The organism is Ruegeria sp. BC8 (genome assembly GCF_056535705.1).
Window position 1 is genome coordinate 1,219,441 of the sequence record NZ_JBQFIV010000001.1, and the last position, 13,629, is coordinate 1,233,069.

11 protein-coding genes are annotated in these 13,629 nt (G+C 61.9%); 3 read left to right on the forward strand and 8 right to left on the reverse strand.

What is annotated here, in order from left to right:
- Window positions 1-50: 50 nt before the first annotated feature.
- From ACR3EK_RS06240 to acs, 7 genes are all read right to left on the reverse strand, one after another.
- A complete protein-coding gene (locus tag ACR3EK_RS06240) occupies window positions 51-1,463 on the reverse strand; it encodes a 3'-5' exonuclease (protein WP_170357568.1) in 1,413 nt (470 codons plus the stop codon).
- A gap of 2 nt (window positions 1,464-1,465) precedes the next feature.
- Window positions 1,466-1,984 carry a hypothetical protein gene (locus ACR3EK_RS06245; RefSeq protein WP_480632957.1) on the reverse strand — a complete coding sequence of 173 codons (519 nt, stop codon included), beginning with the start codon at window positions 1,982-1,984 and terminating at the stop codon, window positions 1,466-1,468.
- Between the two features lie 30 nt (window positions 1,985-2,014).
- Complete coding sequence (locus ACR3EK_RS06250; RefSeq protein ID WP_480632958.1) at window positions 2,015-3,838, reverse strand: DUF294 nucleotidyltransferase-like domain-containing protein; 1,824 nt, start codon at window positions 3,836-3,838, stop codon at window positions 2,015-2,017.
- A 108-nt stretch (window positions 3,839-3,946) separates the two neighbouring features.
- A complete protein-coding gene (locus ACR3EK_RS06255; RefSeq protein ID WP_170357571.1) occupies window positions 3,947-5,731 on the reverse strand; it encodes a sodium:solute symporter family protein in 1,785 nt (594 codons plus the stop codon).
- A 15-nt stretch (window positions 5,732-5,746) separates the two neighbouring features.
- Window positions 5,747-6,031 (reverse strand): DUF4212 domain-containing protein, encoded by a 285-nt coding sequence (locus ACR3EK_RS06260; protein WP_093962930.1) that lies wholly within the window; start codon window positions 6,029-6,031, stop codon window positions 5,747-5,749.
- Between the two features lie 182 nt (window positions 6,032-6,213).
- On the reverse strand, window positions 6,214-6,897 hold the full coding sequence (locus ACR3EK_RS06265; RefSeq protein WP_170339585.1) for an adenylate kinase: 684 nt from the start codon (window positions 6,895-6,897) through the stop codon (window positions 6,214-6,216).
- A gap of 7 nt (window positions 6,898-6,904) precedes the next feature.
- The gene (acs, locus tag ACR3EK_RS06270; RefSeq protein WP_170371414.1) at window positions 6,905-8,869 is read right to left on the reverse strand and encodes an acetate--CoA ligase; all 1,965 of its coding nucleotides are present in this window, start codon (window positions 8,867-8,869) and stop codon (window positions 6,905-6,907) included.
- A gap of 429 nt (window positions 8,870-9,298) precedes the next feature.
- On the opposite strand from acs, the gene ACR3EK_RS06275 reads away from it, so the two are divergent.
- From ACR3EK_RS06275 to ACR3EK_RS06285, 3 genes are read left to right on the forward strand one after another with little or no spacing between them, the layout of a single operon-like run.
- On the forward strand, window positions 9,299-10,315 hold the full coding sequence (locus tag ACR3EK_RS06275) for a C4-dicarboxylate TRAP transporter substrate-binding protein (protein WP_170340073.1): 1,017 nt from the start codon (window positions 9,299-9,301) through the stop codon (window positions 10,313-10,315).
- Window positions 10,316-10,373: 58 nt separating this feature from the next.
- Window positions 10,374-11,003, forward strand: coding sequence for a TRAP transporter small permease subunit (locus ACR3EK_RS06280; RefSeq protein ID WP_170439536.1), 630 nt, complete (start codon window positions 10,374-10,376; stop codon window positions 11,001-11,003).
- Between the two features lie 3 nt (window positions 11,004-11,006).
- Window positions 11,007-12,410 carry a TRAP transporter large permease gene (locus tag ACR3EK_RS06285; protein ID WP_170339016.1) on the forward strand — a complete coding sequence of 468 codons (1,404 nt, stop codon included), beginning with the start codon at window positions 11,007-11,009 and terminating at the stop codon, window positions 12,408-12,410.
- Window positions 12,411-12,580: 170 nt separating this feature from the next.
- Here ACR3EK_RS06285 and ACR3EK_RS06290 read toward each other — a convergent pair whose 3' ends face one another.
- Entirely contained in the window at window positions 12,581-13,621 is a 1,041-nt protein-coding gene (locus ACR3EK_RS06290) for an ornithine cyclodeaminase (protein ID WP_480632959.1), read from the reverse strand.
- Window positions 13,622-13,629 lie beyond the last annotated feature (8 nt).

Genomic DNA, 13,629 nt, shown 5'->3' on the forward strand with positions numbered 1-13,629 from the left:
GCCGCAGCAGAATTGTCCACGAAAAGCTGTATCGTGATCAATAGGCTGAGTCAGTTCAGGTCTTCCAACAGCCGACCGTGTTTGCGGGTTTCTGCAATCACGTCGCCGAAGGTCTGCATTCCGCGCGCAGCCAGCATAGGCAGCATCCGCACCAACGCTTCAGCCGTCGCAACCGCATCCCCCAAAGCCGTGTGGCGGAGCGTCTCGGGAATTTCCACGCCCAGTCTTTCGCACAAAGCGTCGAGCGTATGGGTTTCGCTGGCACCGAACAGGACGGCCGACAGCAGAACCGTGTCCAGGATGGGATGATCCCAAGTCACTTCCATGCGCTTGGCATGACGGCGTAGAAACGCCATGTCGAAAGGTGCGTTATGGGCCACGATCACGGCATCACGGGCGAAGTGGTGGAACATGCGCCCGGCTTGCGCGATATCGGGCGCGTCCTGCACCATACGGTCACTGACCTTGTGAACCTTGGTCGAAGCGGGTGGGATCGGAATGCCCGGATTGACCAGCGTGTCCAGCCGCTCGCCCTCGACGATGCGCCCCTTGACGACACGGACGGCGCCGATCTGCACGATCTCGTCCTTGTGCGGCAGCAAACCGGTGGTTTCGGTGTCGAAGACCACAAAGCACAGTTGCGATAGCGGGCGGTTTTCGAACGCCTCGTCGCCTGGGGTGTCCAGAAGATCGAAATCATAGACCAGAGGGCGCGCGGCCTCTGGCGGAATGCGGGCGACGCTGTCTTCGAAGATCAGCATATAGCCCGGCGCATCGCCCAGCGGTTTCATGCGTGCCGTGTAGGTTTGGCGCCCGTCCACGCTGGCGAGGGTGCAATAGACATCCATGCCGGTTTTCCCCAGCTTCTCATAAGCGTCCAGCAGAGGTTTGCGTTCGAGATAGTCGAACAGCGAGGCGTTCAAGCGGGGATGGGCGATCTGCGCCAGAACCTCGGCGGCCTGCGCGTCGTACAGAACGATCTGGTGGTTTGGCCCCGCCAGCAGCATCGCGACCGGGATCTCGGACAGAAGCGCGGTCAGACGTTCTTTCTCTGACGCCAGATGCGCGGTTTCGGCGGCAACGGCTTCGGCGGTGGACAGGGCGGTGGTGGCCAGTCGTTCGGCAAGGCTGGCGGCGGCGGGGGCCAGATCACCCAGATAGCGTGCCGCCTGCAGGTCAAGATCGGTATCCACCCCCGCATGTGCACGCGCACGCAGCTGCGCCGACAGGCGTTCGATCGGCTTTGCTACGTTGTCGTCGAACAGCAGCCAGACACCAGCGACCAGCCCAAGCAAGCCAAACGAGATAAGCAGGCCGCTGAACACGAAGGCGCTGGTCATGTCCGCGGGGTCGGCCCGGCGCAGGCCAAGCCAAAGCGCGATCAGGGTGATGGCGATGCCTCCCGCGGCAAGCAAGCAAAAGAACAGAAAAATTCTCAGGCGCAGGCTCAGGCGGGTCAGCATGGTCAGGCCTCACAAGTGGCTGAGACCACCGGATCATCCGCGCCAACCGGCACCCAATCGGCACCGACCAGACGCCCGTCATCCGAGAACTCGGCCCCATCCGCCAGACTTGCACGGCTGTGCTCGGCGCAGTTCACAGCGATCGGCATCTTGGATACCGGCGCCCAGCGGCCAAAGAAGTACAGGTCGATCAGGCGCTGATCCGGCACCTGCGCATTGGTCCGCAACGAGGCCGTATCGACGGCCGCGAACCGGTCGACATACGGCACCGCATAGGTCCAGGGGCGATAGAGCGCGCGGCTTTCGACCTCCTGCACGACGGTCAGGCCCTCGGGCAGGGCGTCACGGGTGCGGTCGTACCACGAATACTCGCTGATGATCGTGACTGCGATCATGCTCAAACCGGCCGCAACCGGAGCCGACCATTTCGGCAGGCGGCCACCGGTCAGCCGGTTCAAACCCATCACGAGGCCCGCGATGGCAAAACCCGCAAAGATCGTGCCGATCAGCTCAAGAAACATCTTCCTCCTCCGTTCTTCCTGCCGGGGTCTTTACCCCAGCATCCCCTTGCCGTGCCCGACCGCGGATTGCATCGTCTTTACCACGACAAACGCGTCCCGAAGATGACTTCGCTCAAAGTCCGACAGTTCCGACGGCGCAAGATAGTTGTCTGGCTTGTCGCCATTCCTGATCTGTTTGACCTGATGGTTCAACCGGGTTTCCGCGATCAGGTCATAGGCATCCAGCAGGTCCCGCGTGCCAGACGGGCTGAGCACCCCGGCGGCCTCGGCGGCCTTGAGGCGCGCGCGGGTGTTCACCTCGATCAATTCACCCTGCAGGCTGTAGACGCGGCCCAGATCGACCACCGGGACCACGCCGTTGTGCTTGAGGTCCAGCGTGTTGCGATGCTCGCCCGAGCGGATCGTGGCGATCCCACGCAGCAGGCCCAGCGGCGGTGTGTGCTTCAGCGAATTCGAGATCATGTGCGCCACGAAGATCGAATTCGCCCGCGCCGCGCGCAGGGTTTCGGCCTGCAGGTCGGCAAACAGCTCGTACCGGCCACCGATGGGGCGCAGGTCAAACATGACCGAGGCCAGCATCTGCGCCTCGGGGTTGGGCTTGGCGATCCAGCCGTTGAAATAGTCGCGCCAGACCCGGACCGGCTGCCGCCAGCGCGGATTGGTCGCCATCATGTCGCCGGGGCAATAGAAATACCCGCAGGTATCCAGCCCGTCGGACACGAATTTGGCCAGCGCCTCGAAATAGGGCAGGTCGGCATCGGTGACGCCGTCATCCAGCATCAGGCAATTGTCCTGATCGGATACGCCTGTCTGCTCTTGCCGGCCTTGCGAGCCGCAGGCCAGCCACAGATAGGGCACGGGCGCCGGGCCGAGTTTCTGCTCGGCCAGCGCCAGCAGCCGGCGCGTCGCGGCGTCGGCGATGTCGGTGATCAGGCGGGTGACGATCTCGTGCCGGTTGCCCGCCGCTACCAGTTGCACCAGCAGGTTCGGGATCTCGGCCGTGACCGCGGCCATCTCGGTCGCCGACCCGGCCTGCGCGATGCGGCCGACCAGCTCGGCCGAGCTGACGGCCTGGAATCGGGTCAGGTCGGTCTGGGTGACCATTCCGACCAGACGCCCACCCTCGGTGATGGGGATATGGCCGATACCGCGTTCCAGCATCGCGTGCAGCACGTCCGAGCCGATGTCGCCGGGCGACAGGGTCAGCGGGTCCGGGGTCATGATCTGTGACACCGGGGTCGTCGGGGGCAGGGCGCCCGCCACGACCTTGCCCGACAGGTCCCGAACCGTGGCAATGCCGCGCAACGCGCCGCGCTCGGTGATGCAGACCGACGAAATGCCCCGGTCGCGCATCAGGCGCGCGGCTTCCTGAACGGTCGTGTCGGGGGTGCATGTGGCCGGCTTGCGCGCCATCAGGGTCTCGACCCGGGTGGTGGCCAGCGATTGCTGTTCAGGCCGCGCGGGGCGGGCCCGATTGAAGAATTTGGCGACGACGACGTGACGCTGGAGCAGATCGGAAAACAGGACAGTTGGGATGATCAGCAGAACCGAGGGCGCGTCAGCCGTTGCCGTGGTCACCGCGCGCCCGTCGCGCATCAGACCACGTTCGCCGAACGAGTTGCGCAGGCCCAGATGGGATACGACCGCGCCGTTTTCGTCGGTGATCTCGACCTGGCCTTCGTAGATGATGAACAGGCCGGGCAACTGCGCGCCGCGGTGATAGATGACGGTGCCCTTTGGGATTGCGCGCGCTTCGATCCGAGCGGCGATGTCGGCCAGTTCCTCGACAGGCAGCGCATCATAGGGGTGCACGGATTTCAGGAACCGGGTGATCTGTTCAGGTGAAAGCGCCATGGGTTCGCCCGTCCGCTTGAATGAAAAGCCCCGCCCGGGGTTTAGCCGGGCGGGAGAAGTTGGTCGAGGGAAACGGCCCGTGATGCATCATCGCGGACCGCATCCGGCTCAGTGGTCCTGAGCCGCGCCCGCACCACGGGGAATGCGCACGCTTTCGACCAGATCCTTGATCTCCTGCGGGGTTTCCTTGGTCATGCCGGCCACCACATAGGCGACGCCGAAGTTGACCATGGCGCCGATCGCACCGAACGAGGTCGATTTGATCGGACCCAGCAGCGGGTCTGCATCGGTGAACGAGTTGGTGCCCGGAATGAACAGCCAGCCCTTGTGCAGGAAGATGTAGACCAGGGTGACGGTCAGACCAGCCAGCATGCCCGCGACCGCGCCGGTGTTGTTGATGCGGGTCGAGAAGATCCCCATCATCAGCGCCGGGAAGATCGAGGCCGCCGCCAGACCGAAGGCCAACGCCACGGTTTGCGCCGCAAAGCCCGGAGGGTTGAGGCCCAGATAGGTGGCAACCACGATGGCCACGGCCATTGCGATCCGCGCCGCCAGAAGCTCACCCTTTTCCGAGATGCTCGGGTTGATCGAGCCCTTGATCAGGTCGTGCGACACGGCCGACGAAATCGCCAGCAGCAGGCCCGCAGCCGTCGACAGCGCAGCCGCAAGACCGCCGGCCGCGACCAGACCGATCACCCAACCCGGCAGGTTGGCGATTTCGGGGTTGGCCAGAACCAGGATGTCGCGGTTGAACTTGGTCAACTCGTTGCCGACCCAGCCCTTTTCTTCGGCAAGCGCCTGCATGTCGGCATTCTTGTCGTTGTAGTACTGGATCTTGCCGTCGCCGTTCTTGTCTTCCCAGTCCAGCAGGCCGGTTTTCTGCCAGGTGGCCATCCAGTCATAACGGGCATCGTTGTCGATCTGCTCCAGCGATACAGCGCCGCCTTCGATGCCGCCGTTCGGCCACATCATGTCGGTGATGTTCAGACGAGCCATGGCGCCAACCGCGGGGGCCGTCAGGTACAACAGCGCGATGAACACCAGCGCCCAACCGGCCGACCAGCGGGCGTCCGACACTTTGGGAACGGTGAAGAAGCGCATGATGACGTGCGGCAGGCCGGCGGTGCCGATCATCAGCGACAGGGTGAACAGAACCATGTTCAGCGTGTTCGAATGATGAGCGGTGTATTCCGCAAAGCCCAGCTCGGCCACGATGGCGTCCAGCTTGGTCAGCAGCGGCTCGCCACCGGCGGTGTCGCCGAACAGGCCCAGGGCCGGGATCGGGTTGCCGGTCAGCTGCAGCGAGATGAAGATCGCCGGAATGGTGTAGGCGGTGATCAGCACGCAGTACTGAGCGACCTGGGTATAGGTCACGCCCTTCATGCCGCCGAACACCGCATAGGCGAACACGACGCCCGCGCCGATCAGCAGACCGGTGGTGTTCGACACTTCCAGAAAGCGGCCAAAGGCCACGCCCACGCCGGTCATCTGGCCGATCACGTAGGTGACCGAGGCCACGATCAGACAGATCACCGCCACGACGCGCGCGGTCTGGCTGTAGAAGCGATCGCCGATGAATTCGGACACGGTGAACTTGCCGAACTTGCGCAGATAGGGCGCAAGCAGAAGCGCCAGCAGCACGTAGCCGCCGGTCCAGCCCATCAGGAACGAGCTGTTGTCATAGCCGGTAAAGGCAATAAGGCCCGCCATCGAGATGAACGAGGCCGCCGACATCCAGTCAGCCGCTGTCGCCATACCGTTGGTGACCGGGTGAATGCCGCGACCGGCGGCGTAGAATTCCGACGTGGACCCCGCGCGGGCCCAGATCGCGATGCCGATGTAGAGCGCAAAGGACGCGCCCACAAACAGCAGGTTGATGGTAAACTGATCCATTGTCCCCTGGCTCCCTTATTCTTCTTCGACGCCGTATTCGGCATCCAGTTTGTTCATGCGCCAGGCGTAGAAGAAGATCAGCGCCAGAAAGACCAGGATCGATCCCTGTTGCGCGAACCAGAAGCCCAGGTCGGTGCCGCCGACGGCGATGCCCGACAGCAACGGGCGCAGCAGAATGCCGAACCCGAAAGACACCAGCGCCCAGATGATGAGGCTGATGTAGATGAGACGCAGGTTTGCCTGCCAATAGCCTTTGTCGGACTCGGCAGTCTGCGCGGAGTTTGTTGAATTATCCGCCATTGCGGTTTCCTCCTTGGTTCCTCCAGGGCGGCCCGGTGCATTTGTCCTCCGGCGTAGGGCCGCCATTCGATTGCGCCGAGCGCCGCGATGGCGCCAGGCAAAGCTTCTCCGGTCCGCCAGAGCGGTTCCGTTGAAGAAACTCGTGTCGGGGTCAGTGCCCGCTTTGGGGAGTCCTCTTCCCCTTACCGCATCGCGTCGCCCACGATGCTTTCCAGGCCACGGGCGATCTGATCGATCTGCCCCATGGCATCCAGTTTTCTGAGTACGCCGCGATCCTTGTAGTAGTCGATCAAAGGCGCGGTTTGTTCGTGATAGGCCTCCAGCCGGGACGCCACGGTTTCGGCATTGTCATCGGCGCGGCGGCTGAATTCGGTGCTGCCGCACTTGTCACAAACACCGTCCACCTTCGGCTGCTTGTACTGATCGTGGTAGCCTTCACCGCACATTGCGCAGGTGTAGCGTCCGGCGATCCGGGTGACCATCTCGGCGTCCTCGACCTCGAGGCTGATGGCCGCATTCACCTTCTGTCCGTTTTCGGCCAGCAGCTTGTCCAACGCTTCGGCCTGAACCGTGGTGCGGGGAAACCCATCCAGGATGACACCGCGCGCGCAATCGGGCTCGGCAATGCGATCGCGCAGGATTGCGATGACGATGTCGTCGCTGACCAGGTCGCCGGCTTCCATCACTGCTTTCGCGGCCTTTCCGGCCTCGGTTCCGGCAGCAACCGCTGCGCGCAGCAGGTCGCCCGTGCTGAGCTGCACCAGGCCGAATTTCTGTTCCAGCATTCGCGCCTGTGTGCCCTTCCCGGCACCCGGAGGGCCGAGAAGGATCAGGACAGCGGGTTTTGTGATTGTTTCAGCCTGCATCACGCCCTCACTTGTTGGCCCGGTTGGCGATCAGATCTTCGACGACGGACGGGTCGGCCAGGGTCGAGGTATCGCCCAGCGAGCCGAAGTCGTTCTCGGCGATCTTGCGCAGAATGCGGCGCATGATCTTGCCCGACCGGGTCTTGGGCAGGCCCGGAGCCCACTGGATCACGTCGGGGCTGGCGATCGGTCCGATTTCTGTCCGGACCCATGTGCGCAGCTCTTTCAGCAATTCATCCGAGGGCTCTCGGTCATTCATCAGAGTGACGTAGCAATAGATGCCTTGGCCCTTGATTTCATGGGGATAACCAACGACGGCCGCTTCGGCGACGGCGGCGTGAGCCACCAGCGCGCTTTCGACTTCGGCGGTGCCCATGCGGTGGCCCGAGACGTTGATGACATCATCGACGCGGCCCGTGATCCAGTAATCGCCATCTTCGTCGCGGCGGCAGCCGTCACCGGTGAAGTAATACCCCTTGTAGTCCGAGAAATAGGTCTTCTCGAACCGCTCATGGTCGCCCCAGACGGTACGCATTTGGCCCGGCCAGCTGTCCTTGATGCACAGCACGCCTTCGACTCCGTTTCCGGTAATCTCGACACCCGACTGCGGATCCAGCACGACGGGTTGAACGCCAAAGAAGGGCTTCATCGCCGAGCCGGGCTTGGTCGCATGCGCGCCGGGCAGGGGGGTCATCATGTGGCCACCGGTCTCGGTCTGCCACCAGGTGTCAACGATCGGGCATTTGCCCTTGCCGACCACGTCATTGTACCAGTTCCAGGCTTCGGGGTTGATGGGTTCGCCCACCGTGCCGAGTGTTTTCAGGGAACTCAGGTCGCATTTTTCTACGAACTCGTTGCCCTGACCCATAAGCGCGCGGATCGCGGTCGGTGCCGTGTAGAACTGGTTGACCTTGTGCTTCTCGCAAACCTGCCAGAACCGCGAGGCGTCGGGATAGGTCGGCACGCCTTCGAACATCAGTGTGGTCGCGCCATTGGCCAGCGGGCCATAGACGATATAGCTGTGGCCGGTGACCCAGCCCACGTCCGCCGTACACCAGTAGATGTCGCCGTCATGATAGTCGAAGGTAATTTCGTGGGTCATCGCGGCATAAACCAGGTAGCCGCCGGTGGTGTGCACCACGCCTTTCGGCTGTCCGGTCGAGCCCGAGGTGTAAAGGATGAACAGCGGATCTTCGGCGTTCATCTCGGCCGGCGCACAATAATCGTCGGCCTCCAGCGCCATTTCGTTGTAGTCGAAGTCGCGCCCGTCGATCCAGGTCGTCTGGCCACCGGTGCGCTTGACCACCAGACACTTTACCGTGTCCTTGCAGTGCAGCAGGGCGGCGTCGGCGTTCGATTTCAGCGGAGTCTTGCGGCCGCCGCGCGGGGCCTCGTCGGCGGTGATGATGACCTTGGCGTCACAACCGTTGACCCGAGCGGCCAGCGCGTCGGGCGAGAAGCCGGCAAACACGATCGAGTGGATCGCGCCAATGCGGGCGCAGGCGAGCATGGCATAGGCGGCCTCGGGGATCATCGGCAGATAGATGACGACCCGGTCGCCTTTGCGCACGCCCATCGATTCCAGAATGTTCGCCATGCGGCAGGTGCGGCGGTGCAGCTCGGCATAGGTGATGTGCTGGGCTTCGTCGTTCGGATCATCCGGTTCCCAGATGATCGCGGTCTGATCGCCGCGGGTCTTCAGGTGACGGTCCAGACAGTTGGCCGAGACGTTCAGCGTGCCGTCGGCATACCAGTTGATCTTGACCGAGCCGAAATCGTAGTTGACGTCCTTGACCTGGGTGTAGGGCTTGATCCAGTCGATCCGCTTGCCATGCTCACCCCAGAATTTCACGGGGTCGTTGACAGATGCCTCGTACATCTGGGTGTATTTTTCGGCATCGACATGAGCGCGAGCGACGGTTTCTGCGGATGGCGGAAATACCTTGGCTTCTGCCTGGGCAGCGGTGGTCATTCTGAGGCTCCTCCCTCTGACTGGACTTCGGGTGGACCGAGTTTGCCCAATTGATTGGCATTGTCGATCCGTTTCCTCCCCGGTCGGGATAATACGCCTTCGAGAAAAGAAAGAAATAAATTGCCGTAATCCTTGGATTTGTTTGTAAACAAGTTTCCGTTTCTCGAGCCATTTTGTAAATTCGACCGAGTTGAGTTTGCGATAACATGATAAAAAACAATTATTTACAGATTATGGAGTTGTTAACGGCCCAGTGTGACACCTTTTCTCCTGTGGGTCGAACGTGTCGGCGGGGCTTTCTGGGCCGTGCAGAAATCAACGCTTTCACGGGTGCACCATTCGGGCGGCGGGGCTTGGCACGTGTCGATGTTGGCGCTAGCTTGACTCGCAAGCGCCCCGGGAGGGGGTGCACCAATGGGAGAGATCATTATGAACAAGATGTTGAGCGGAGCGGCCATCGCCGCCCTTGGCGTTGCTTTTGTCACCGAGGCGGCTGCGACCGAGTGGAATGCCTCGGTCTGGGGCAAGCGCCGCGCCTTCACCGAACATGTTGAGAAACTGGCCGAACTGGTCAGCGAGAAAACCGATGGCGCGTTCACCATCAACGTCAGCTATGGCGGCCTTTCCAAGCCCAAGGAAAACCTGGACGGCATCGAAATCGGCGCCTTCGAGATGGCCCAGTTCTGTGCTGGTTACCATCGCGACAAGAACCGCGCGATCACCGTCCTGGAACTGCCGTTCCTGGGTGTGAACACACTGGATGAGGAAGTGGCCGTCAGCCACGCGGTCTACGATCACCCTGCGGTCAAGGAAGAGATGGCTCAGTGGAACGCTCGGATCCTCATGACCTCGCCGATGCCGCAGTACAATCTGGTCGGGACAGGCGAGCCGCGTGACGAACTGGCAGAGTTTGAAGGTATGCGCGTTCGTGCGACCGGGGGCCTTGGTCAGGCGTTTGAGGCCGTTGGTGCCGTTCCGACATCGGTTCCGGCGACCGAAGCCTATAATGCGATGCAGTCCGGTGTTGTGGACACCGTCGCATTTGCTCAGCACGCACACCTGTCGTTCGGCACCATCAATGAGGCCGACTGGTGGACCGCGAACCTGAACCCCGGCACGGTGAACTGCCCGGTGGTCGTGAACATCGACGCCTATGAAGCACTGCCGCCCGAGCACCGTGAGGCGCTGGACAGCTCGATCGACGAGGCGATTGACCACTACCTGACCAATTACGGTGAGCTGCTGAAAAAGTGGGATGGCGTGCTCGAAGAAAAGGGCGTTCAGAAAGTGATGATCGATGACTCCGTTCTGGACGAGTTCCGCGCCAAGGCGGCCGACCCGATCCGCGACCAGTGGATTGCCGACATGTCCGCCCAAGGCCTGCCGGCGCAGGATCTTTATGACCTGGTGCAGGCAACGCTGAAGCAGCAGCGCGGCGGCAACTGATAAAAAACAGCCGGGGGCTGAAACGCCCCCGGAATCATCTGGAACAGGGGACAACCGGATGGCAGGACACGCCACGGTATTGGAGGACGGCAGCCTCCTGAGCCGTCTCGACCGGCAATTGCTGCGATTTGAACGATTTCTGGCCCTTCTCAGTGGCATCGCCGTTTTCGGTTTGATGGTGTTGGCTGTTGTGTCCGTCAGCGGACGCAACGCGATCAACGCCCCATTGCCGGGCTATGTCGACTGGATCGAGCAGGCCATGCCTCTGATCGCGTTTCTTGGCATTTCCTACGTTCAGCGGGACGGCGGGCACATCCGCATGGACATTGTGATTGCACGTCTGCACGGGCGCGCAATGTGGTTGTTCGAGCTGATTTCGGTCGTGTTGATCCTTGTCCTGATGTTGGCGTTGGTCTGGGGCAGCTGGTCCCATTTCGATCGATCGTTTGATTTTGGCGCACCGATGTGGAGCCGTGACAGCTCGATCGACATCGGTATTCCGATCTGGCCCGCCAAGCTGTTGGCGCCAGTTGCCTTCTCCGTTTTGTGTCTGCGGTTGTGTCTCCAGATCTGGGGGTATGGTCGGGCGTTCCTGTTGGGGCTGGAATCTCCGGTTGCGGTGCCGCTGATCCAGGACGCCGCCGCGCAGGCCGCGGCCGAAGCCGAGCAGTTTGAGAGGCAGGACTGACAAATGGACACGATTGAAATCGGCCTGTGGGTCACGGGCGGCCTGCTGGTTCTTGTCGTCGCGGGCATGCGCGTTGCGTTTGCCGCAGGCCTCGCAGGGTTGGTGGGGCTGGTCTGGATATTCTGGGCCAAGTTCGGATATGACCCGGATCGGTTTGGCAAGGCTTTGACCGTTGCCGTCAAGACGGCGGGGCAGGTGCCGCATTCCAAAGTGGCCTCGCACACGCTCAGCCTGATTCCAACTTTCATCCTGATCGGATACTTGGCCTATTACGCGGGTTTGACCCGGGCTTTGTTCGAAGCGGCCAAGCGCTGGGTCGCCTGGGTGCCGGGCGGTTTGGCAGTGTCCACGGTTTTCGCGACGGCCGGCTTTGCAGCCGTGTCAGGCGCGTCGGTGGCGACGTCGGCGGTCTTTGCCCGCATTGCCATCCCCGAGATGCTGGACGTCGGCTACAATAAAAGGTTTGCCGCAGGCGTCGTGGCCGCAGGTGGTACTTTGGCGTCGCTGATCCCACCTTCCGCGATCCTTGTGATCTATGCGATCATCGTTGAGCAGGACGTGGGCAAACTGCTGCTCGCCGGGTTCATCCCAGGTGCGTTTTCAGCGGTGATCTACGGATTGCTGATCATCGGTATCGCGGTTTTCTTCAAAAACGTGGGTCCGCCGGTGCGGGGCTTTACCTGGAAACAGCGCTTTGCTGCGTTGCCCGGCGCGCTGCCGATCTTCGCGGTAATCCTGATCATCATCTGTTTTGTCTACAACCCATTCGGTGACAAGGCGTGGGGAACGCCGACTGAGGGCGGCGCAATCGGTGCATTCATCGTATTCTGCTTTGCGCTGTTTCACGGCATGCGCTGGACCGAGCTGAAGTCGGCGTTGCTGGAAACCGCCAAGCTGACGGCGATGATCTTCTCGATCATCTGGGGTGTCTTGATCTACGTGCGCTTTCTGGGCTTCGCCGACCTGCCTGGGGCGTTCTCGGATTGGATCACTTCCCTCCATATGTCACCCATGCTGATCCTGATCTGTATCCTGTTGGCCTATGCCGTGCTTGGCATGTTCATGGATGCAATCGGGATGCTGCTGCTGACTCTGCCGGTGGTCTATCCTGCCGTCATGGCCCTGAACGGGGGCGAGGCGGTAAGCGCGGCCGACAGCACATTCGGCATGTCCGGCCCCATGTGCGCGATCTGGTTTGGTATTCTGGTGGTCAAGATGGCCGAGTTCTGTCTGATCACGCCGCCAATCGGCCTGAACTGCTTCGTGGTGGCAGGCGTACGCCCGGACCTGAGCGTTCAGGACGTGTTCAAGGGCGTGGCCCCGTTCTTCGTCGCTGATGCGGTGACGATTGCGCTGCTGGTCGCGTTTCCGGCGATCGTTCTGTATCTGCCATCGCTTGCCGGCTGAGGTTTCGGGCAATCCAGGCACGGACTGTGATGCATGGCTCTGCCGCGCGCATAGAAAATTCGGGCGGCACGAAGTCTCGGTGCCGCAGTAGACCCAATACCTCAGTGTCGCAAAGACTGAACGGGGGCAGCTCCCCCATCCGGCCTAACGTCTAAATCGGGCGAAACGGCTCACCTGGCCCGCATGAGCATGCCAAACAGGTCGCGCGGATCGTCCGGGTCGGCCAGCATGTCCAGGGGCTCAAAGAACTCGGTTCCCTCGATCGCGCGCTTGACGTAGCGCAGGGCCGAGAAGTCCTCGATCGCGAAACCGACGCTGTCAAACAGAGTGATCTGCCGGTCGTCACGGCGACCTTCGGCCTGACCGGTGATGACCTGCCACATCTCGGTGACTGGGTGGTCGGGGTCCAGCGCCTGGATTTCACCTTCGATCCGGGTCTGCTCGGGGTATTCCACGAAAATGTCGGACCGCAGAAGAATGTCGCGATGCAATTCGGTCTTGCCGGGGCAGTCGCCTCCGATCGCGTTGATGTGCACGCCCGGGCCGACCATGTTGTCGGTCAGGATGGTGGCATATTTCTTGTCGGCGGTGCAGGTGGTGATGATCTGCGCGCCCTCGATCGCCTCTTCGGCCGAGCGGCACGAAACCACGTTCAAGCCGGTCCCTTGCAGGTTGGCCGCGCATTTCGCGGTGGCGGCGGGATCGATGTCATAAAGGCGAACGGTGTCAATTCCACACATGGCCTTGAAGGCCAGGCACTGGAACTCGGACTGCGCGCCATTGCCGATCATCGCCATCGTGGACGCATTCTTTGGGGCCAGGTACTTGCCGACCAGCGCCGAGGTTGCCGCGGTGCGCAGCGCCGTCAGCATCGTCATCTCGGTCAACAGGGTCGGATACCCGGTGTACACGTCCGCAAGCAGGCCGAATGCGGTGACGGTCTGCAGGCCTTCGGACGTGTTCTTGGGGTGGCCGTTCACATATTTGAACCCATAGGCCTCACCGTCCGAGGTCGGCATCAGTTCGATCACGCCATGTGGGGAATGGGCCGGGATGCGCGGGGTCTTGTCAAAGCTCTCCCAGCGTTTGAAATCGTCCTCGATCTGGGTGGCGATCTCGATGATCATTCTTTCGACACCGATGTGGTGGATCAGCCGCATCATGTTGTCGACGGATACGAAGGGAACAAGCGCCTTGTCGGAAGGTTGCATGGGGTCTC

Coding starts and splice junctions, on each gene's coding strand:
- ACR3EK_RS06250 (WP_480632958.1), bottom strand. CDS start 3,838: ATGGCGCTTTCACCTGAACAGATCACCCGGTTCCTGAAATCCGTGCAC.
- ACR3EK_RS06280 (WP_170439536.1), top strand. CDS start 10,374: ATGGCAGGACACGCCACGGTATTGGAGGACGGCAGCCTCCTGAGCCGT.
- ACR3EK_RS06245 (WP_480632957.1), bottom strand. CDS start 1,984: ATGTTTCTTGAGCTGATCGGCACGATCTTTGCGGGTTTTGCCATCGCG.
- ACR3EK_RS06240 (WP_170357568.1), bottom strand. CDS start 1,463: ATGCTGACCCGCCTGAGCCTGCGCCTGAGAATTTTTCTGTTCTTTTGC.
- acs (WP_170371414.1), bottom strand. CDS start 8,869: ATGACCACCGCTGCCCAGGCAGAAGCCAAGGTATTTCCGCCATCCGCA.
- ACR3EK_RS06265 (WP_170339585.1), bottom strand. CDS start 6,897: ATGCAGGCTGAAACAATCACAAAACCCGCTGTCCTGATCCTTCTCGGC.
- ACR3EK_RS06260 (WP_093962930.1), bottom strand. CDS start 6,031: ATGGCGGATAATTCAACAAACTCCGCGCAGACTGCCGAGTCCGACAAA.
- ACR3EK_RS06255 (WP_170357571.1), bottom strand. CDS start 5,731: ATGGATCAGTTTACCATCAACCTGCTGTTTGTGGGCGCGTCCTTTGCG.
- ACR3EK_RS06285 (WP_170339016.1), top strand. CDS start 11,007: ATGGACACGATTGAAATCGGCCTGTGGGTCACGGGCGGCCTGCTGGTT.
- ACR3EK_RS06275 (WP_170340073.1), top strand. CDS start 9,299: ATGAACAAGATGTTGAGCGGAGCGGCCATCGCCGCCCTTGGCGTTGCT.
- ACR3EK_RS06290 (WP_480632959.1), bottom strand. CDS start 13,621: ATGCAACCTTCCGACAAGGCGCTTGTTCCCTTCGTATCCGTCGACAAC.